The sequence below is a fragment of the Paracoccus haeundaensis genome (assembly GCF_006239215.1).
Taxonomy (GTDB): Bacteria; Pseudomonadota; Alphaproteobacteria; order Rhodobacterales; family Rhodobacteraceae; genus Paracoccus; species Paracoccus marcusii.
The window spans coordinates 1-19,163 of the sequence record NZ_VDDC01000048.1 but is presented as its reverse complement, the minus strand read 5'-3'; the positions used below and the strand labels follow the sequence as shown (position 1 = coordinate 19,163).

Here is a 19,163-nt window from a genome sequence, read left to right as displayed (position 1 = left end):
TCCCCTTCTTGCCTGATCATCCCCATTCCCGCGGGGCGCCCGCCGAGGCGTCCCACCCCTGCCGAACGACAGTTCAAAGTCAAAGCGCGCTGACAGGCAAAAACCGGGCCAGTCCGCGCCGGTCGGCGCTTGCTCCCCGGGGGCTGCTTCGCCCGACACGGCCCGTCCCGGTTCCTTCCTGTAGATCATTAGAAGGCAGAAATAACCGATGTCTGAAATTGTTGACAGAATCAGGAAAATATTGGACGCCGGTTTCCGGTTCACCGGACGTGGGTGTCCGCGCATTTCCGGCTTTGGGACGCCGGCGTCCTCTGTCGCGGACGCCGGCGTCCGCTGCATAGCCCATTTCGGGAAACTCATTTCCAGTTTTGGGTTGCGCGTGTCCGTTTTCGGCGGCAACATGTTTCCGACAATAGGAAACGAGTAGGCCATGAGCAGGAACAATCTTCCAGAGTTGCCAGCCCGAAAGCCTTACGGGAGCTGGGTGCAGACCGAGCGCGCCGCCCATGAAGCATGGGCGGCCCTAATTACCCGATCCCCTATCGCCGCGCGCGCCATGCACGTAATCACAGCCCAGATCGATGATCAAAACGCGTTCATCATCTCGCAGGAAGCCTTGGCGGAGCTTGTAAACTGTTCCGAGCGGCGCTTGCGGGATGCGATCAAGATATTGGCGGAAGATAACTGGATCGAGGTCCGCCGCATCGGCGGGCGCGGGACTGTAAACGCCTATGTTGTGAATGACCGGGTGGCGTGGAATGGATCGCGCGACGGGCTGCGCTACAGCCTGTTCAGTGCCAAGGTCTACGTCCCCGAGAGGGAACAGCCCGACCGCGAGGAACTGGGCAACCAGGCCCCGCTGCGCCGCCTGCCGTCCATGTTCGCGGGTGAACAGCAGCTGCCGTCAGGCGAAGGCCTGCCACCTATCTCACAGCCCGCCCTGGAGGGCTTCATGCCCGACCTGCCCGCGCGGCGGATCAACCGCGACGATAATTGAGCATCCGCACATCTGCGGAAATGATTAATCACACAGATGATTAAATGCACAGATAATCAGGCGAGGAATAAATCAGATGTGGAAACGTGCCGGTGAACAGCCATGCAAGTGATCGTCCTAGCTACCCAGAAAGGCGGCAGTGGTAAATCGACTATTGCCCGATCGATCGCAGCAGAGTTGACCGGGCGCGGCCGCGTGGCCTTGCTGGACATCGACCCGCAAGGATCGCTGACGAAATGGTGGCAGCGCCGGGAAACCGAAGACCTTCAGCTGATCACGGGCCTGACCCGTGCAGACCAGATATCGAAGGCCGTCGAGACTTTGCGAGGGCAGGGGTTTGACTGGCTGATAATCGACACGCCAGGCGCGCGGGACGAAGCCACGCGGATCGCCCTACGATCGGCTGACCTGGTCCTTGTGCCCGTCCACCCATCGCAAGACGACCTGGACGCAGTGGGCCCGACCGTGGCCGAAATACGGGACGCAGGGGCGAACTTCATCTTCGTGCTCTCCCGCACCACGCGGGCGCGGATCGTGGACGAGACGGGCCGCCTGCTGGCCGCACATGGGCGTGTCGCACCAGCCATTGTCGGGGCGAGGGTAGCGCATGGAGAAGCCGCGACGCGCGGTCTTACGGCGGCTGAGGCGGGAAACGCCGCAGCGGCTGACGAAGTGCGGGAACTGGTGAATTACGTTCTGGAGGTAATGGGATGAAAAAGCCGCTCAATCTGTCGCTCGACATCGGCGCGGATCCTGTCGCTGTCCCAGCCCCGACGTCCGAGGCCGCTGCGCCGAAGAAAGGACCAGGCCGCCCTGCCAAGCCGCCGCGCGACAACCCCCGGCGCATAGCGGTGACGGTGGACGATGACACCTATGGCCGCGTCCTGCATGCCTGCGCAGACCTGCGCATTGATCGGCAAACGTTCTTGGAACGGGCCATCGCGCTCATGTTCGCAGATATACAGAAGCCCAAATAAACATCCGAGCAGGCGCGCATCTGTGTGGCTACGCATATGGTTTTCTGTGTATCTAATTAGATATGTGCGCGCGCAGTCTGCACAATGCATTTTGGCCTTTAGGTTTCCGCAGCCGTGACGGAGGACCAGGTGCATGGCTTATTTTGCTGTAAGGCATATCTGATTTTTGGGCCGAAATAATCAGATAAAGTTGTATGCCATTCTCCTTTCTCGACAGTCCAAACGGAAGCGGTCAGCACGTTATGCGAGCTTTTGAGTAGAAGCTCGCATGGCCGTTGTCCCCGGGATCCCAGCAAACCAAAAGGATGCCGGCTTCTATTGAAAAGCGCCGCTTCCCTCATGCGAGGTTTGAGGGCAAAATACTTGAAAAGCTTGCAAGGATGTGCCCGTGCCCGCCACCTCTCAAATAATCTGGAACAAGGGCCGCGTGGTGGGCAAGAAACCACCCCTTACGCCCGACCAGGTCGCCCTGATCCGGCTCATCCTGCGCCAGGAGAGAGACCTGCGCAGCCTGGCGCTGTTCAACACCGCCCTCGATACCAGTTTCCGCGGCTCCGACCTGGTGCGCCTTCGGGTTTCCGACGTGGCCACCCTGGCAGGGGTGCGCGAGATCGTGGAGATCCGGCAAAAGAAGACCGAGACCCGTCATACGCGTCCGGTCCAGGCGCGCCTGTCCCCGGGCACGCGCGACAGCCTGCGCGCCTATCTCGCCGCCTCTGAACGGCCGATGCACGGTTGGCTGTTCACGGGGCAGGGGGCACGGTGGTCCCACACCCATCTCAGCGAGAGCCAGCTCTGGCGGCTGCTTAAGTCATGGCTGGACAAAGCCCGCATCGATCCCAGCCTTTACGGCCTGCATTCGCTGCGCCGGACGTTCCCGACTCATATCTACCAGCAAACCGGCAACCTGCGCGCAGCCCAGCTCCTACTCGGCCACGCCAGCATCGAAAGCACCAAGGAATACATCGGCACCGAACAGGCCGAAGCTCTTGAAATCGCCCGCAAGTATCACCTCTGAGCAATGCAGACCTAAGCGGCGTCTGAACCTTACGTTTCGTAGCTGATGCGCTGCTTCGAAGTTCTTTCCATCGGCTGATGAGGAGTGCGTTTCGCAATGTGTGCCAAGACTTCGTTTCTTACTTCAGTGGGTGTTGAGATTTATGCCTCTGGGCATCGTCGGTGGCTGGATGAGGTAAAGGCTCGGATTGTCGCGGACAAATTGGAATCGGATGCCACGGTGAATGCCCTGGCGGGCAGGTATGGCGTGTAGCCGAACCAGCTGTCGGCGTGGCGGTAACTGACAGACACAATTGCTATGTGTAGCTGTCCTCTACTATCTCTTCCCAGCCATATTGGGAAGAAATAGTGTCGTGAATATTTGAAATCCGCTGCAGAAGGACATACAACGAGGCCGTTTTTATCGGCAGTTCCGCAATGTTCTTCTCGTAGCTTTCCAAGAAAGGCATTCCAAAGATACTTTCGCAGAATTGCACATTTTTAATGTGGCCTGCGTTCTTAAATTTGATTGATGAAAGTTCTCTAAAGAACTCATTTATTGAGTCGTATACATAATTAATTTCTGCGTGAACTCTTAACATTAGCTCAGAGTTTTCACCGATCTTTGAAAAAATAGCGTTTCTTGCCTTTTCTCTCTGCTCTACTTCAGAAGAACTGGAAAAATACTCTCTTTCAGCCTCCAGCTTATTGACCTGCGAGCACCTTCTGAATAGTGCATAGTTTACTGCGCCAAGCTGATTACAGAGAACAAGAAAATGCCCGAGATAGGCATAGTTGCTTACTATGTCTTCATTCGATCCATAGGGTCTAAAACTATCAATCTCTGATATTTTTTTTGAAAACCTAACTTTGGTTTTGGTATTTACCAGCGATATTTTGCTCGCCATTTCATTCATCCTATTCTTCCCAAGGTTCGTTTGGAAAAACATAGCACGCACACATCGTCAAGCGTCGTCCCGATCTTGATGGTGTTACCGTGGATTACATTTTCTAGGAATTCCTGTCTCCGGGTTCTGCAAAAACGCTCCAAGACCCATCCCGAATACCATCCGCTGTCGAGGAAAGCATCCAAGCCTAGAACTTTCCCGTAATGTAGCATATTGGCTTCTAGGGAGGCTCTAGTGCTCTCCATATTCTACGGCGAGCCACAGTCATGACAGATTCGAACGAAACCAAGAATAACCGAGTGGGCCGGCAGGCTGTTGTAGTTCTGGGGATGCATCGTGCCGGCACGTCTGCACTTGCCGGGTTGCTGACCGAACTGGGGGGCGATGGCCCCTCGAACCCGCTTGGCCCTAGCAAGAACAACCCTATGGGCCACTTCGAGTCACGGGCGCTTTATCTTTTGCAGGACAGACTCTTGGCCAGTGCGGGGTCGACATGGTCCGACTATCGCAGCTTTCCTGCCAGTTGGTATCAGTCGCCCAAGGCGGATGAATTTCGTCATGAGGTCAAAGATCTGCTGATCTCGGAATATGGGTCATCATCCTTCTTCATACTTAAAGACCCCAGGAACTGCCGGCTGGTGCCTTTCTGGCGTGATCTTCTGACCCGGATGGAAGTGCGCCAGCTTTTTGTGCACACTCATCGCAACCCTCTGGAGGTTGCTCGGTCCTTGCAAAAAAGGGACGGCTTCGATCTAGAATATGGATGCCTGCTCTGGTTGCGGCATGTTCTGGATGCCGAGGCCGGAAGCCGGGGCCTATGCCGCAGTTTCACCAGCTATGACAGGCTGCTGGCATCCTGGCCCGCCGAGGTGGAAAAAATTGCTCGGGATCTAAGCATCCAGTGGCCCCGATACCATACGGCGAACCTGCCTCGTCTCGATGAGATGATCCGACCTGATCTGAGACGCAATGACACCCCGGCCGTTGCGGAAAGCAAGGTTTTTGCTACCTGGTTCCGTGATGTCCTTGCCGTCATGGACCGATGGGCCGCCCATGGGGAACGTGTCGAGGACCATGCCGTGCTGGACCGGATCCGCCAATCCTTTGATGACAGCGCCGAGGTGTTTGGCAATACCGTCCAAGCGAAGGGCCGGTCGCTGCAGACCGAGCGCGACGATGCACGCGAGAAGGCCGAGGCGGCCCAAAAGATAGCCGATGAGGCACGCAAGGACGTGGACAAGGCTCATGCTCAGGGTGCCGAGTTGCAGGCCGAACTGGAAGCAATGACCACCGAGCGGGACAAGGTTGCCATGCAACTGGATTTCAGCCGCAATATGCTGGATCAGCGCAAGGCCGAAATTGACGACACACAGGACGATCTGGACAAGACCCGCGCTGCATTGGCCGAGGCTGTGGAGGGAGCAGAGGCACTGGCTCAAGACCTTGGTCTGGCCCAACAGCAGATCCAGGCGCTGCAGGCCAGCGAGGCTCGCCGAAACCGCGAATTTGCAAAGGTCCAGACAGCGCTGCTAGCCTATCAGGACCGGATCGCAAGCGAGGACAAGTCCAGGCAGGATCAGGCCGCCAAGCTGGTCACGGATCTGAAGGACCGGCTTGCGAAAGCTGACGCGAGGGTTCACGCACTTATGGCATCGAATTCGTGGAAGGTAACCGCGCCACTGCGGTGGTTTGTCGAGCGTTTTAAAAGGTAGATTTTTCTCAGCCTGTGCGGAGTTCAGGATTTCGCGGCAGACGTAATGGAATTGGAAGAAAGACTGTATAGCAATGACACCGCAAGTGACTGCCAGCCTGGAAGGTCTTTCAGGCGGCCCCAAATGGCGCGGACATTTCGATGGGGTGCGCGCCGATGGCATCTTGCATGGCTGGGCTTTCCTAGCCGCAGATCCAGCAGCCCCGGTGGAACTGGATCTTTATATCCATGACGTACATCTGGCCTCTACCCGTACGGATGTCAGCCGCACCGATATCGACAGGATCCTGGCTCCGTCCGGTCCGTTGCGCACCGGCTTTTGGTTCACGTTGAATGACTTCCGACGCGAAGGGGCGCTGGATCTGCTGCGCAAGTTCGGTCACATCCTGCCCAAGGTGAACCTTCGCGACGATCTTCGCATCTGCATTGCCGGTACGCAGCACCGGTTGCCCGGCGCACATTCGCATGAGCAACATTCTCTGAACCTCGAGCCGCATCTGCCGGCCTTGCTACAGGCTGCAGTGACGCACCTGCAGGACGGCCTTACGGGGGACCAGATCTCCATCCGCGACCAGGAGATCCTGCTGGCCGCCAATCCTCTCTTTTCCGCCGAGTGGTATGACCGCACCCATGGCGAGGTCGCGCTGAGCGGCATTGATCCGGTCGAGCATTTCGTGCGCCTGTCTTCCGTGCTGGAACGTGCGCCGGGGCCGTGGTTCGATACCGCCGGGTATCTGGCCGCCCTTCCGGCAGGGCAGAAACCAGCCCTTCCTCCAGTGCTTCATTACGCCATTCATGGCCATGACAGCTGGTGGCCAGGGCAAGGCCGCTTCAGAGAGCCCTCTGACGAGGAGACGGGCCACCGCGATTATGCGGTCCTGATCCACCTCTATCACCTCGACACCGTACCAGACCTGCAGCTTCTGATCCGCAGTTTTCCCGAAACGGTCGACATCTTCATCACCGTCCCCGAAGGCTCGGCCGCCCACGACCCTAAGGTCATGGCCCTGCTGTTTCCCCGCGCCACCCAGATCATGACCGTGCCCAACCAAGGGCAGGACGTTGCGGCTTTCCTGGAAACGGTCCGGCGGCTGAAGGGGCGGGGCTATCGCTTTTTCTGCAAGCTGCATTCCAAGAAGGGCAACACATACCCCGAGACTTGGCGCCGCGTGATGTTCGATGCCCTAGCAGCGACACCTGCCCGGGTTGCGCAGACGGTCGAGCTGTTCCGGACCAACCCCAGGGTCCTGATGGCCGGACCAGAACAGTTCTGGCTGAACGGCTCTGATTTCGACCTGGGCGGTGGCCAACGCCTGCGCGCGTTCGCGACCGATCTGGGCTTGGGGGTGCTGACCCACGACTGGGGCTTCTTCGCAGGAACCTGCTTCTGGATCGACGCGGAACTGGCTGGTTTGATTTCCGAAAAGGTGCCGATGACCGCCTTCGATGAAGTCAAGGCGCCTAATGACGTACAGGCTTCCCGTGCGGTCGAGCGGCTGTTCGGCCTGGTCTGCATGGCGGTGGGCGGTCAGGTAGCCCTGAGCGACGGCTACGACTGGACCTCAGCACCCAAGCTTTCGAACCGGAAGGCACCCGGCCTTCGCCTGCCGGTGGGCGAACAACCTTGGCAGTTTCTGTCACGGCGTGTGCGAGAGATGCAGGCACCTAAGATTGTCCCTAGAACCGCGCTTCAACCGAAACAGAGCGATCCCGACGACCTGTTCGCGGAGGCTGACGTGGCGTTGCATGGGGCGATTGATGTTATGGTCTGCTGCTGGAACGGACGGCCTGAACTGCTTCAACGTGGGCTTGGTGATCTGGGACGCCAACTGGAACAGTTGGGTCTTACATGGGGCATGCTAGTATCGTCCTCAGATGTGCAGCATGAATTTCAAGCTGCCTCCTGCCGCAATGTTGTCATGGATACACTGCATCTTCGCTTTCCGCCCAGCCATCCGGATGTCCGGATGTTCTCTGGCGCGGATCTTCCGGACCCGATCGCCCTTTCGCTGCTGAGGTCCGAGCATCTCTTCCGCAAGACGGATCTGCCCGAGGGCAAAGAACTTCGGGCGGCCTTGGCCGATATTGCAGATCTTCATGCCTATTGGCGCGGGATACTGACGCGGCACAAGGTCAAAATGTTCCTTATCTGGGGCAATACGGCGCCGAAAAGCCGGCTGTTCATCCATCTCTGCACCGAGCTGGGAATTGAGTACCAGATCATCGAACGGGGCCATTTCCCCGGAACGCTCAGCATCGATCCAATGGGCCAGTTCGGAACGGGTGTGCTGCCGCGGCTTGTGTCCCATGCGAGCGCGACCGCGCCTGTCCGCCAGGATCCCGAGGCCCGGTTCCAAGAGATCCGTGCATGGTACGACGCTCAGCAGGACCACGCCGCCTATGCGCAGTTCCAGAAGCGCGGGACGCGCGATCTGGACATCATGGCCCGTGCGCGCGCACAGAAGCGCCCGGTCATCCTGGTGATCGGGGGCAATGATCAGGGCGGCGGCGTCGTCACGCCGGACCCGGACCCGCTGCGGGTGAACTGGTTCGGCTCGTCGGATGAAGCTTTCGCGATCATCCGGGGGCTGGTTTCCGCCAAGTTTCCCGACGCGCTGCTGGTACTGCGCCCGCATCCCTCGCAGGCGGCGCAATCAATCGACTTCGTGCTGGTCGCACGCGAGACGGCGCTGGACGACCTGATCGACGCCGCCGACCTGTGCATCACCGTTGGCAGCACCTCGCGCGCGATCTGCCTGCTAAAGGACAAGCCGCTGCTGTCGCTCGGCCTGACGGAACTGGATGGTCTGGATCTGGGCGTCTCGGTGCCCGATGCGACGCATCTGCTTGCGGCGATCCGCCGGCATGTCTGGTCGGATTTTGCTGAACCATATCCCGGGAATGCCAATCGCCGGGTCATTGCCGACATGTTCGACCATCATCTGGTCGGGATCAATGCCAGCGTTCCGACCCGCCACCGGATCCAGGATTTGGCCCAGCTACTGGCGGGGCGCATCCAGCGCATGAAGACCGGCTTCCTACAGGATCATGAGGGCCGCGAAGACCAGATCAGCCAAGCTATGTTCGAGGATGTGCGGGACCGGGGCAGGGCAATCTTTCCCGTCGACCGCCTTCGCTTCGCGGGACGTCCGCGCCCGCCGATCAGCGTGGTGCTGCCCATCTATGGCGACTACGAGGGGACGCGGATCTGCTTCGATCAGCTGGTCCGCTACCAAGCAGAGAATGGTTATCGGGTCATCACAGTCTGGGATCGCGGTCCCGACACCCGGTTGCGCGACCTGTGCCTAGAGTATGCGGAAAAGGCCGGCTTCACCTATCTCGAGAACAGCGAGAACGTGGGCTTCAGCGGCACGGTCAACAGCGGCATTCTGCATGCCGGACGCGACGATATCATCCTGCTGAACAGCGACACCGTCCCCTGCGGAGACTGGGCCTTGCGCCTGCAGGACGCAGCCTATGCCCATCCCAAGATCGCCTCGGTCGTGCCCTTCTCCAACAACGCAACCATCTACAACGTTCCCTATCTGAACGGCATGAGGCTTCCAGCCGAGAACCCTGTCGCATGGGCCGAAACTTTGGATACCCGCGCGCGGTCGGTTCAACCCTTTGCCGTCGAGATGCCGGTCAGTCACGGATATTGCACCTTTGTCAAACGGTCGATGTATGACCGTCTTGGCCTGTATGACGAGGTCAAATTCGGCATCGGGCAAAGCGAAGACAACGAGTTCAGCCTGCGGGCACGCATGGCGGGATTTTTCTGCGTCTGTCCGACGAATGTCGTGATGGCTCATGCCGGTTCGACCAGCTTCGGCGACGAGGTTGGAAAGTGGCTAGAAAACGGGCGTGCCATGTTGCGCAAGGAATTTTCTCACTACTTTGCAGAGATCGGGCACTTCTTGAAACTGGGCGATCCCCTTGATCGCTTCCGGCGGCAGATCGTGGACTATGCCGAGCCGCCCACAGAGGCGGATGCCGCAAAATCTGAAACTACGCCTTGAAGGATCGACCCATGACGGAACCCATCGTAGCCATTGTACCCTGCCGTGCCGGAAGTGAGCGGGTCCGCAACAAGAATACGCGCCCCTTCGCCGGCTTTGAGGGCGGGCTTCTAGAGCTGAAGCTGAGGCAGCTGTCGGCACAAAGACAGATCGAGAAGATCATCGTATCCAGCAACGACCCTGTCGTGCTGGACTATGCCAAGCGCTTTGCGGACAGCGACGACAGTCGGATCGTCCCCTTGGAACGCCCGGATGAACTGGGCCGGTCATCGACCCCGATGAGCACCTTCATTCGCTACATGGGGACCCTTGAGGATAACGGGGTGATGATGATGGTTCATGTCACACATCCCTTCGTCACGTCCGAAGTAATGGCGAACTTCATCGCGGCCTATGAAAAGTCAACGCAGGATGGGCATGACAGCCTTTTCACGGTGACGCGCATGCACAAGTTCATCTGGGACAGCAACGGTCCTTTCAACTACGACAATACAGTCGAGAAGTGGCCTAGAAGCCAAGACATCCCGCCTCTGTTCGAGATCAACCATGCTGGATATCTGATCCCATTCCGTACGATGCGCGAGACAGACGACCGGATTGGCAACAGGCCCTTCCTGCATGAAATCCCCGAAAGCGTCGCGATGGATATCGATTGGGAAGAGCAGTTCACGCTTCTCAACGACATCGCTTTGTCAAAGCTGTCCCGCAATATTCCCCTGATCTAATCGATCGCTCAGCGTAAGCTGGCAAATGCAGGCGCTTAAGAGCGCCTGTATTTGTGGTGTTCACTCGGAGCAATCGCCTTTTCCTCGGACCCGATCAGGATCTCGGCCTCCCGCATCTTGCCTACATAGTCACGGAACTGCGAGGTTGTCAGATCCAACGCGACGGCATCGAAATGCGCCCAGTCACTGTTGCCGAACTTGACGTGCTTCTCGACCATGCGTGCGCCGGCGGCCACGGCCAAGGCGGATCCGAACCAGCCCTCATCGTGGCTAGAATAGGCCGGAATGATCCGGGGATTCGATTTTGACAGACGGTGGTAATGGCGCACGACGCCCACGTTGCAGTCGCGCGCAGGCGAGGGATAGGCCGAATTGGCCTGCATCAGGTACAGTTGCGGGACGTTGCGGAAGGTCTCCAGCACCCAAGCCTCGTAGGCTTTGTCGGTCATGCCGGTCGACAGAACGATGCCCCGGTTAGAACTGGCTGCCACCCGCGACAGATAATCGGTATGTTCCGAGATTGTCGAGGGCAACTTGATCAGGGCCGGATTGAAATCGAGAACAAAGTTGTACGAGGGCTCATCCAGGACCGACACGAACCAGCCGATCCCCAGCTGCCGGCACAGCGTGTCAAGGAAGGCAAAATCCTCACCCGTCAGTTCTAGCTGATGGCGGTAGTCACCGAAGGTCGTTCCAAAGGGAGAACGATAGGGCGCTGCCAGCTGCTCGGCGCTGTAGAACGTGTCCACGTCGCGCTTTTGTACCTTGATGAAATCAGCACCGGCGGCATGGGCGGCGCGGACCATCCGCTCCATCCGGTTGCGGTCACCAAAATGGTTGGTGGTCAGTTCGGCGATAATGCTGACCTGCCAGTCGTGCACAGGATGGCCACCGGCGGGATCAGGGCGAAACTTGGCGGCAAGCTCTTCGGTGGTCAGGCGGGAATAGGACCGGCTGCCAACATGATGCACATCGAGCCCGCTGCTCTGCAGCATGTAGAGTGCGTTGAGGAAATAGTTTTCTTGCATGCCGATGCGCAGGGCGCGTTCGTTTTCATCTCCGCCCCCGAACTGCTTGCCATCGACATGGGCATAGCCCAGTTCGGGCCGGAAATCGAACCCGACCATATAGACCTTTTGCGGGCGGCCCCGCAGTTCGGCTACCTCGCGGGCGACACGCAGCGCCGACATGAACAACACGTCCTCGACCACAAAGTCATCTGCCAGCAGGCGCTGAACCATCAGGTCTGCGCCCTCTTGGGTCAGGGAAACGTAAGGCGCCTGCAGGACCTTGTGACCGGGACTAGGGCAGTATCCAGACGAGGTCAGGTAAAGCTGCGCCTTGGGGCCGCTTTCCTGCAGGGACCTGATGACCCAATCGGCATGGAAGATCGAAATGTCGGCCGGATAGATACGCTCGGCATCGTTGATGCCGATAACCAGAGAACCGGAAAAGACTTCGGGCGGAACCTCGTCGGCCGATGGGCCTTTACCGAGAATGAAGATCGTATCTGTGCCGTATGTCGACGCGATACCGTCGACCAGGCTGGAGAAATTGTCCGTCATAGTCTTTGTCATCCACCTTCACGTCGCAGCCTGCCTCGCGGGCCAGCGCGACGCCTGCAAGAAGATCCCAGCTATAGGCGCCCCTGGGATTCACGAATCGGGAAAAGGCGCCGCGAATAACGTTGAACAGGTTGTAAACGGCACAGCCCATGATTCTGCCCTCGGCATTCTCGCCAAGGCCCCGTCCGATATCGTCAGTATAGGACGAGGAGAAGCCCACGATCCGGGAGCGCGGAACCAAAGGGATGGCGCCCGTCGACATGCATTCGCCGAGCTCGGGCATCATCAGCATGCTGCCCCGGTGAACACCGCTATGCCACAGCGACAGCGATGTGCCCCATTCCTTGAGGCCCGAACAGAAATTCTCGGTACCGTCGATCGGATCCAGGACGGCCACCCAGCCCTCGCCGATGACTTGGCCCGCCGCCCAGCTTTCCTCGCCGATGAAAGACATCCCGGGCAACTCGCGAGCCAGAAAATCGCGGATTGCATCCTCCAGAAAGATGTCCGCCGCTGTCACCGGGCTACCATCGGCTTTCCAGATAATATCATAGCGACGGGCCTGTAGGTCAGGCAATTGAAGCTCGATGAACTTTTCAAGCCGAGACAGAAGCTCTGGAAGATTGTTCATATCAGACCTCGATCGGGAATGACCGTTGCCTATGCGCAGTAATGCTTGAGTGCAATGAGGTGATCTTAAAAAACTGAATGTTGATTTGTAAGGTGCCTCCTAAAAAGTTGGATCTGACGTAGGCTCTCTTTTTGCTGTCTGCTAATCTTCAGTTTGAGGGGATCGACGATGTCGAAACGAAAGCAGCATGCCCCTGAGTTCCTTGCGCCCGGTGGCCGCGATCCCGGCCTCGGCCTTAAGCTGGTCGGCCCGCCCGGCGGTGGCGATCATGATCCGCGTCGCCACCTCGGGCCGGTCGCTGGCGATGTTGCGCGTCTCCGTCCGCGCCACCCGCTGCGACAACGCCGTATGCGGCTTTGCCGCCATGCTCAGGATTGAAGTTCTTCATGCAGAAGCGGTGTTATGCGCCGGAAGGCGCAGTGGGGCGGGGATCAGCCAGGGGTTGTGGGGCGGTTGAGCCGCTCCAGGAGCTGCCTAGAGGCCCTGAAATGCATGTACCGCTTGGGCGCCACCGCAAAGGCCTCGCCGGTTCTCGGGTTTCGACCCGTCCGGGCGACCCGGATCTTGCTGGAGAAACTCCCGAACCCGCGCAGCTCCACCCGATGATCTTGGCTCAGGGTCTCGGCGATCTCGTCCAGGATCGTGTCGAGTGCAGTTTCCACGGCATGAGCGGGCAGATGCGAATGCGCCTGACGAAGCTTTGCAAGCAGCTCTGAACGGCTCATCTGGCCTCTTCCTGGGTTTCACAGGGGCATGAATAAGCCTCTTTGATGCTGAGGCCCGCCGTTTTAACTATCAGTCCCGCTATGAGATCCGGACATTGTACCTATCGTTTGTTTGCCGACGGTTCAGGACTTTATTTTAGGCGCCGTAATTTATGCCCCACAGCGGAAAAAGCAGAAAAATACCGGGTGCTGCTGTGTCCCTATTCCCTTTATTTCTAAGCTTTGTGAATATAGGGAAAACACTGAAGATAAAAGCAAGGATACCCATGTCTGATCTTGATTTTGACACGATGAGCCTGGACGAATTGAAGCGTCTCAAGCGGGACCTCGACAAAGGCCATTGCCAATTTTGACAAACGGCGCAAATCTGAAGCCAGACGCGACCTTGAGGAAAAAGCCCGCGAATACGGGTTTTCTCTGTCCGAGCTTGCAGGGGCCAAAACGACAAAGCGCGGCACCGTCGCCCCGAAATACCGCAACCCCGGCAATCCGGAGCAAACCTGGACCGGACGTGGCCGGCAGCCAACCTGGTTTCGGAATGCTATCAAGGCCGGGACCGAGCCGGATGATCTCAAGATCTGACGTTGTGCAGAATGTTTGAGCCGGAAACTAGCCGGCCCAACCCACGATTTCGAACACAGGGCTATGCAGAAAAAGTGCACAGAAAGGGAATCAGCCGAGGTGTTGTAAGGCGGAAAACAATTATCAGCACAAAAACAACAAGTTTCCCATCTTAATAATAACGAATATATGGAGTATGAAAATGAAAAGGGTTACGATTCATCTTGGCCATGGCAAAACAGGAACCTCCGCGCTTCAAACTATTCTTGCTAAAAATCACGAAAATCTTAAAGATAAGGGCGTTCTGTACCCTTATCACCCGTCATTTGAGCAAGCTAAAAAGGGATGGGTCAGCGCAGGAAATATAAATACTGATATAGAGGGTTGGGCGCAAAATTTAGTATCAGAGATAGTCGAAAAAACAGAATATAAAGATTATATTTTTTCTAGCGAAGTCGCTTTTTGGAAAATGGATGGGGCATATCAATTTTTTAAGGAAATTTCAAAATACATTCATTGTAGATTTATAATATGTGTCAGAGAGCCAATAGAAATGGTATCATCGGCTTACATGCAGGCGGTAAAAAGAGCCGGTTATATAGGAAGTGTAACAGAATTTATCTCCAAAGAACATCACCTTTCTCAAGCATCACATGTTCTACGTGCCCTATCTCGAAATGAATTAGACGTGACTGTTATAAATTACTCGTCAGATCCTAGCTCTAGCAACTTTCAAATTTTGGATGCTATGGAAGTTCTGCAATTAATTGATTTAGATTTACCGTCTGCAAAAAAGATTGTTAATAGATCTCTTACTCAATCTGAACTTATGGCCATCCGCTTCATAAATAAATTTTTCGGACCATCTATAGGAAGAGAGGCTGCTGACGCTCTAGTGAATATGCTTCCAGATGTTAAAGCTGATAAAATATTAATTCCTTACCGGGATCAAATAGACTTCATTGAAAAAGTTCGTCCCGCGGCTGATGAAGTGAATAATTACTTGCCAAAAAATCAGCGACTTCAACTGGTTCCTCAAAGTGAAGAGAATGTTTTTTATGATCAACTACTTGAAGAAGACCAAGCCTCAGTTATAAAGGGGGTTTTGAGTAAATATATTAATAATTAAAAAACATGGAAGCCCGTTTCCGAAAATAAACCAGCTGGCATAAGCAAGATAAGGTGGTTACCGAAAGAATACCTTAAATCGGATCTTTGTAAAAATTTATTCGATTATTGACCGTATAAGGAAAAAGAAAAATCACCTTCTAATACGTTAGCTGTTGGCGTGATAGTGCGCCATCCAGTCCCAGGATCTCCTCGTTCTCGGGCCAAAAAGTTTTGATATCCACACTCCTGAATAAATAATTCAAAATATCCAGGCCAATTACTTTCACAAGGAAACAGAGGGTTTGGAGACTTACCCATTAGGCCTCGGCGAAACAGACGACGAAGGACAACCTCAGTTTCAGTTCCTGCCAAGTATCCTAGCGTAGAAAACGAGTTAGTTCCATGGATACGATAACTATAATGTTCCTGTTTAACTACTACAGGTTCAGTATAAAATAAAGACTGCAAAATAAAGTCCCAGTCGTGACAGTATTTTAGCGGTAGAAATGGGCCTGCGCGATCATAAAGTTTACGGGTAAAGAGAAGATTTCCTGTAGAGATGGCTTGATTGGACCTCAAAAGAGAAAATCCAATGCTAATATCATTCTTTAACGCGATGGATTGACGTACGGCCAAAAGGCGAAAAAACGGATCTAGTTGCATAGGTTTTTCTGAATCGAATATTACTTTGACAAAAGAAAATCCTAGTTCAGATCCATTTTCGGATAAAGCTTCCATGAGCATGCTAATTCGGTGAGGATGATATAAATCGTCCGAATTTATAATAGCAATATGACTGCCATTAGACGCACAGATCCCACGATTGATAGAGGCATGGGCGCCCATATTAAAATCGTTTTGTAATAGTATTACATTACAAAATCGGTTTGCAAATGAAGTATTTAAAAGAGTTTCAGCCTGTAAATAGGACGAATCAGTGGATACGTCATCCACCACCACAAGTTCAATATTTTTATAATTTTGATCGTGTATAGAAACCAAACAGTCTAAAAGGTATTCTTCATGGCAATAGGAAGGGACAATAACACTAACTAAGTCATCAGTATTTGAGAAATTTTTCATTATATTATCCGATCTCTAGATAGCAAGAAGTGAGAACTGCGAGAGCTTTTCGTGGGTCATGCATATCAGGTGCAAGTATCTCGATCTCGTAACGTCCCGCCGCAATACCCTGTAACGATCCTTTAAATTGAATTCCGCTTTTATTTGCACCCTCGCCCAATGACATCGCAAAAGCAACATCATGACGATCCTCTATAACAGTAATAGGCGCTACGTATCTCTGCATACTTGTGGTGTTTCGAAGTGCAAGCAGGGGATGTTGCAATGCAGTGCCGGAGATCAACACCCAACCCCGCAGGGCTATTCCGTGGTGTTTTCCAACAATTATATCGACATTACGAACGGGAATATGCGAATTGATATTTTCGAGATGAACCGTGGCGTCTCTCGAAACCTCTACACCTGTTAACAAAGGCGGGGCTAAAATAAACGCGCTCTCTTGTTGTACAGACGGCTTTGAGCCCGAAGCAGTCAAAATTTTCATCAATGCCTTATTTGTTGTAATAAGACTTTCTACATATCGACGTGTCGCCGATAGAGAATCTTGTTCGCTATCAACCTCCTCGGTTAAAAACGGTGCCATTGCTATAGCTTCAGGCATTAATGCATTACGAACGGCACGTAAATTAGCATGGCCATATTTTCGGTCAGGTTCTAAATGCGTTCCTTCGGCCCATTCGTTCCAAGCATTAACAAATACAAGTCGTTGCCCCTCCGGGAGGCGATTATAGGCATCGAGGACTAAGAATTTTATCCAAACTTCAAATAGGGCTGGTGAGGATTCAGAGAAAACATTGCCTGCTTGGCCTTTACGACTTGTATTATCCCAAGAAGGCATTGCTGTACGAAAATGAGTGTGGATAGGTTTCTGTCGCGCTATCTCACCATGTACAACTTCTGGATAGCTATAAATGCTGCCTGTATAGGTTGGGGCTAAGTCGGGAATGCGGTTATTAACTTCTCCTGACGTAACTCCATGAGGCGGGAATTGGCAGCTACTATCACAGCCAAAATCGAATGGGTTATTTAGACCAAATGACTCCACCATGCAGATATGCAAATCTGGAAAGCCCTCGGCTTTTACAATTTCACGCCAACGCTTTATAGTTTCAATGGGATTTTCCATTAGCGATATGCGGTAAATTTGGAGTAAAGGTGCGCCATCGATTTTTATATAGCGCTCTGAGTGAAAATATTTAAGGCACGACTGAATGAAAGCAACGTCATTTTCATAACTGTGCTGCTGTGCTATTAGAACCTCTTTTTCTGAACCATCCCAACGACGTGACCAGCTTTCATTGGCCCAACACAAACAAAAATCAAAATCATAATTTTTTTCTACGTGACGGTCGATTGGCAGCGTCATGAGAGTCTCGCCAGAAAACCAGTAATAATAATAACAGAATCCTGATACACCATATTTCTTAGCAAGGTCGATTTGATCATGTTGAACTTGCTCAAGCCGCAAGTCATAAAATCCCATATCGGCAGGGAGATGGGGCTGATAATGATCTTTAAAATATGATTGGGCAGAAGCTACATTAGTCCACTCAGTGAATCCTGTGCCCCACCATTCATTGTTTTCTCCAAATGGATGAAACTGCGGAAGGTAATAAGCTATCACTTTAACTGGGTTTTCATCTCTGACGAATGGTATCGACAAGAGTTCATCTCGTAATTTTATACGGCTGCTTTCGCCTCCAATAAATTTATTGGCGTAATTAAAAATTGCTTTGTATAGGTCTTCCCGAATAATTTCGTTTAGTGTAGGTGAAAATGGCAAATAAACATTTTCGCCTTTAATTTTAACGCGCAAAATTTCATTGGCTGGGATTCGCGTCCGATCATCGCCCTTAATGTTTTTTATTATTTTCTGCGCAGCTCTTGGATTGATATTGCGCAGAGGTATTGAAAATCCTGACTTTACTGGGACATTAATAAATTTTGATATGTCCGGACGGACAATGCTACAAACGCCCGTTAAGGCTAATTCACCAAATATAAATACTTCTACTTCAATTGGCCGTATAAGGTTTTTACAGTCAATAACCCACCCATATACCCATTCAGAATTTAGGTTATCAACGGCCCCTCTCCAGCGTGGTCCAGATATTATATTATCCAAGTCCCAGTTAATATCTAACATTGCAAACTTAGCCTTCTATTAATTTCAAATTGCGACAACGCTAATCGCAATGGAAATTGACGCTATTGTGACTGGCGAGTTAACCATGATCAACTCGCCTAATAGCTGTTCTAAGCGGTCGAGGTCAACTAGGCTCCAGACACATTTAGTATTAAAATGAGACAGGACGGTTGCCGCGAGGATAATTGCTGGAGAAGAAGGCTTACGAACATCGGTCGTATCGGCTTGCGACCCGCCACCAGCCCCCGCGGCGACCGAACATGATCTCAACGCGGCTACTCCCCTTATCGTATTTGAGAGCTTTTTGCGGGATTTCCGGTCAAGGATGCATACCTTTACCGCCTGTCTGTCAAAGCTTCTATGATCCAGGCGGTGTCATAGCCTCTGTCGGCCGGACGCTGGCCCGCTTCCATAAAACTATTTCAGCAGGGCCGCGCCAGGATAATTGCTGACTTGACTTACCAACATATAGAACCAGTTCGGCCGCCCCTTAGAATCTGCGACGGCGTGGGTAGTTGCCGATCGCCGATGTAATGCGCGCGACCCTTTATTGCCTTTCTTAATTGCAGAGGCCAAAGAGCCCCTACCACCCATGATCGTGGCCGTCGTCGCGCTCATGGGCACGGCGCTCCTGTTCCTGCACCCTCTCCCGCGCCTCCCGCTCGGCAGCTTCGCGCTGCGCCTCCAGCCGGCGCTCGGCCTCGAGATCCCGCGCCAGCCCATCGGCTGCGGCCGATGCGCCGGGGGCTGCGGCGGCGAAGAAGTCTCCCCAGGCATCGGCAGGCGCGACCCGCTGCACCGCCTCACGCACCTGTTCCGCCGCCCGTTCCGCGACACGCTCCAGCCAGGCGCGGCCCTTCTCGGCCAACTCCTGCGCCACGCGGGCCACCTCGACGGCCTGTTCCTTGATCTCGCGCCAGACCTGCACGGCAGCGACCTCGATGCCGCGCTCCTTGAGCTGCCACGCCCCGGCAGAAAGCTGCGGCAGGGGCTGACGGTCCAGCGAGAC

General features: G+C 54.3%; 18 protein-coding genes. 9 read left to right on the top strand and 9 right to left on the bottom strand.

The window, feature by feature from the left end; genetic code table 11:
* Positions 1 to 432, bottom strand: a 432-nt coding sequence (locus FHD67_RS20745; protein ID WP_218062346.1) for a hypothetical protein, incomplete at its 3' end; no start/stop codon positions are given.
* 52 nt (positions 433 to 484) lie between these two features.
* On the opposite strand from FHD67_RS20745, the gene FHD67_RS18300 reads away from it, so the two are divergent.
* The 4 genes from FHD67_RS18300 (at position 485) to FHD67_RS18285 (ending at position 2,992) form a co-directional block, all read left to right on the top strand.
* Complete coding sequence (locus tag FHD67_RS18300; protein WP_246071343.1) at positions 485 to 997, top strand: hypothetical protein; 513 nt, start codon at positions 485 to 487, stop codon at positions 995 to 997.
* Positions 998 to 1,099: 102 nt separating this feature from the next.
* Positions 1,100 to 1,711, top strand: a complete 612-nt coding sequence (locus tag FHD67_RS18295) for a ParA family protein (protein WP_139599588.1) — start codon at positions 1,100 to 1,102, stop codon at positions 1,709 to 1,711.
* On the top strand, positions 1,708 to 1,974 hold the full coding sequence (locus FHD67_RS18290; protein WP_139599587.1) for a hypothetical protein: 267 nt from the start codon (positions 1,708 to 1,710) through the stop codon (positions 1,972 to 1,974). Before FHD67_RS18295 ends, FHD67_RS18290 begins: the two co-directional genes overlap by 4 nt.
* Before the next feature lie 388 nt (positions 1,975 to 2,362).
* Positions 2,363 to 2,992 (top strand): tyrosine-type recombinase/integrase, encoded by a 630-nt coding sequence (locus tag FHD67_RS18285; protein ID WP_176695195.1) that lies wholly within the window; start codon positions 2,363 to 2,365, stop codon positions 2,990 to 2,992.
* A 295-nt stretch (positions 2,993 to 3,287) separates the two neighbouring features.
* Here FHD67_RS18285 and FHD67_RS18275 read toward each other — a convergent pair whose 3' ends face one another.
* Positions 3,288 to 3,887 (bottom strand): hypothetical protein, encoded by a 600-nt coding sequence (locus tag FHD67_RS18275; protein WP_139599584.1) that lies wholly within the window; start codon positions 3,885 to 3,887, stop codon positions 3,288 to 3,290.
* Between the two features lie 257 nt (positions 3,888 to 4,144).
* Between FHD67_RS18275 and FHD67_RS18270 the strand changes: the two genes are divergently transcribed.
* The 3 genes from FHD67_RS18270 to FHD67_RS18260 all read left to right on the top strand — a co-directional run bounded on the left by FHD67_RS18270 (position 4,145) and on the right by FHD67_RS18260 (position 10,333).
* Positions 4,145 to 5,590: a sulfotransferase family protein gene (locus FHD67_RS18270; RefSeq protein ID WP_139599583.1), complete on the top strand. Its 1,446-nt coding sequence runs from the start codon at positions 4,145 to 4,147 to the stop codon at positions 5,588 to 5,590.
* Between the two features lie 85 nt (positions 5,591 to 5,675).
* On the top strand, positions 5,676 to 9,608 hold the full coding sequence (locus FHD67_RS18265) for a glycosyltransferase (RefSeq protein ID WP_176695193.1): 3,933 nt from the start codon (positions 5,676 to 5,678) through the stop codon (positions 9,606 to 9,608).
* Positions 9,609 to 9,619: 11 nt separating this feature from the next.
* On the top strand, positions 9,620 to 10,333 hold the full coding sequence (locus FHD67_RS18260; RefSeq protein ID WP_139599581.1) for an acylneuraminate cytidylyltransferase family protein: 714 nt from the start codon (positions 9,620 to 9,622) through the stop codon (positions 10,331 to 10,333).
* A gap of 35 nt (positions 10,334 to 10,368) precedes the next feature.
* Here the strand turns inward: FHD67_RS18260 and FHD67_RS18255 are convergent, their stop codons facing one another.
* From FHD67_RS18255 to FHD67_RS18240, 4 genes are all read right to left on the bottom strand, one after another.
* Positions 10,369 to 11,898, bottom strand: a complete 1,530-nt coding sequence (locus FHD67_RS18255; protein WP_176695192.1) for an N-acetylneuraminate synthase family protein — start codon at positions 11,896 to 11,898, stop codon at positions 10,369 to 10,371.
* Entirely contained in the window at positions 11,822 to 12,529 is a 708-nt protein-coding gene (locus FHD67_RS18250) for an inositol monophosphatase family protein (protein WP_139599579.1), read from the bottom strand. Before FHD67_RS18250 ends, FHD67_RS18255 begins: the two co-directional genes overlap by 77 nt.
* A gap of 141 nt (positions 12,530 to 12,670) precedes the next feature.
* Positions 12,671 to 12,895, bottom strand: a complete 225-nt coding sequence (locus tag FHD67_RS18245) for a hypothetical protein (RefSeq protein ID WP_139599578.1) — start codon at positions 12,893 to 12,895, stop codon at positions 12,671 to 12,673.
* A 65-nt stretch (positions 12,896 to 12,960) separates the two neighbouring features.
* The gene (locus FHD67_RS18240) at positions 12,961 to 13,254 is read right to left on the bottom strand and encodes an HU family DNA-binding protein (protein ID WP_139599577.1); all 294 of its coding nucleotides are present in this window, start codon (positions 13,252 to 13,254) and stop codon (positions 12,961 to 12,963) included.
* A 339-nt stretch (positions 13,255 to 13,593) separates the two neighbouring features.
* On the opposite strand from FHD67_RS18240, the gene FHD67_RS18235 reads away from it, so the two are divergent.
* On the top strand, positions 13,594 to 13,836 hold the full coding sequence (locus tag FHD67_RS18235; RefSeq protein WP_425467280.1) for an H-NS histone family protein: 243 nt from the start codon (positions 13,594 to 13,596) through the stop codon (positions 13,834 to 13,836).
* A gap of 181 nt (positions 13,837 to 14,017) precedes the next feature.
* A complete protein-coding gene (locus tag FHD67_RS18230) occupies positions 14,018 to 14,944 on the top strand; it encodes a hypothetical protein (RefSeq protein WP_139599576.1) in 927 nt (308 codons plus the stop codon).
* Positions 14,945 to 15,048: 104 nt separating this feature from the next.
* Here the strand turns inward: FHD67_RS18230 and FHD67_RS18225 are convergent, their stop codons facing one another.
* The 3 genes from FHD67_RS18225 to FHD67_RS20575 all read right to left on the bottom strand — a co-directional run.
* The gene (locus FHD67_RS18225) at positions 15,049 to 16,008 is read right to left on the bottom strand and encodes a glycosyltransferase family 2 protein (protein ID WP_139599575.1); all 960 of its coding nucleotides are present in this window, start codon (positions 16,006 to 16,008) and stop codon (positions 15,049 to 15,051) included.
* A gap of 4 nt (positions 16,009 to 16,012) precedes the next feature.
* A complete protein-coding gene (locus FHD67_RS18220) occupies positions 16,013 to 18,154 on the bottom strand; it encodes a glycosyltransferase WbsX family protein (RefSeq protein ID WP_139599574.1) in 2,142 nt (713 codons plus the stop codon).
* Positions 18,155 to 18,737: 583 nt separating this feature from the next.
* Positions 18,738 to 19,163: hypothetical protein (locus FHD67_RS20575; protein WP_218062345.1), on the bottom strand; the 426-nt coding region annotated here is incomplete at its 5' end.

Coding starts and splice junctions, on each gene's coding strand:
- FHD67_RS18230 (WP_139599576.1), top strand. CDS start 14,018: ATGAAAAGGGTTACGATTCATCTTGGCCATGGCAAAACAGGAACCTCC.
- FHD67_RS18275 (WP_139599584.1), bottom strand. CDS start 3,887: ATGAATGAAATGGCGAGCAAAATATCGCTGGTAAATACCAAAACCAAA.
- FHD67_RS18245 (WP_139599578.1), bottom strand. CDS start 12,895: ATGGCGGCAAAGCCGCATACGGCGTTGTCGCAGCGGGTGGCGCGGACG.
- FHD67_RS18220 (WP_139599574.1), bottom strand. CDS start 18,154: ATGTTAGATATTAACTGGGACTTGGATAATATAATATCTGGACCACGC.
- FHD67_RS18260 (WP_139599581.1), top strand. CDS start 9,620: ATGACGGAACCCATCGTAGCCATTGTACCCTGCCGTGCCGGAAGTGAG.
- FHD67_RS18270 (WP_139599583.1), top strand. CDS start 4,145: ATGACAGATTCGAACGAAACCAAGAATAACCGAGTGGGCCGGCAGGCT.
- FHD67_RS18255 (WP_176695192.1), bottom strand. CDS start 11,898: ATGACGGACAATTTCTCCAGCCTGGTCGACGGTATCGCGTCGACATAC.
- FHD67_RS18225 (WP_139599575.1), bottom strand. CDS start 16,008: ATGAAAAATTTCTCAAATACTGATGACTTAGTTAGTGTTATTGTCCCT.
- FHD67_RS18250 (WP_139599579.1), bottom strand. CDS start 12,529: ATGAACAATCTTCCAGAGCTTCTGTCTCGGCTTGAAAAGTTCATCGAG.
- FHD67_RS18290 (WP_139599587.1), top strand. CDS start 1,708: ATGAAAAAGCCGCTCAATCTGTCGCTCGACATCGGCGCGGATCCTGTC.
- FHD67_RS18240 (WP_139599577.1), bottom strand. CDS start 13,254: ATGAGCCGTTCAGAGCTGCTTGCAAAGCTTCGTCAGGCGCATTCGCAT.
- FHD67_RS18295 (WP_139599588.1), top strand. CDS start 1,100: ATGCAAGTGATCGTCCTAGCTACCCAGAAAGGCGGCAGTGGTAAATCG.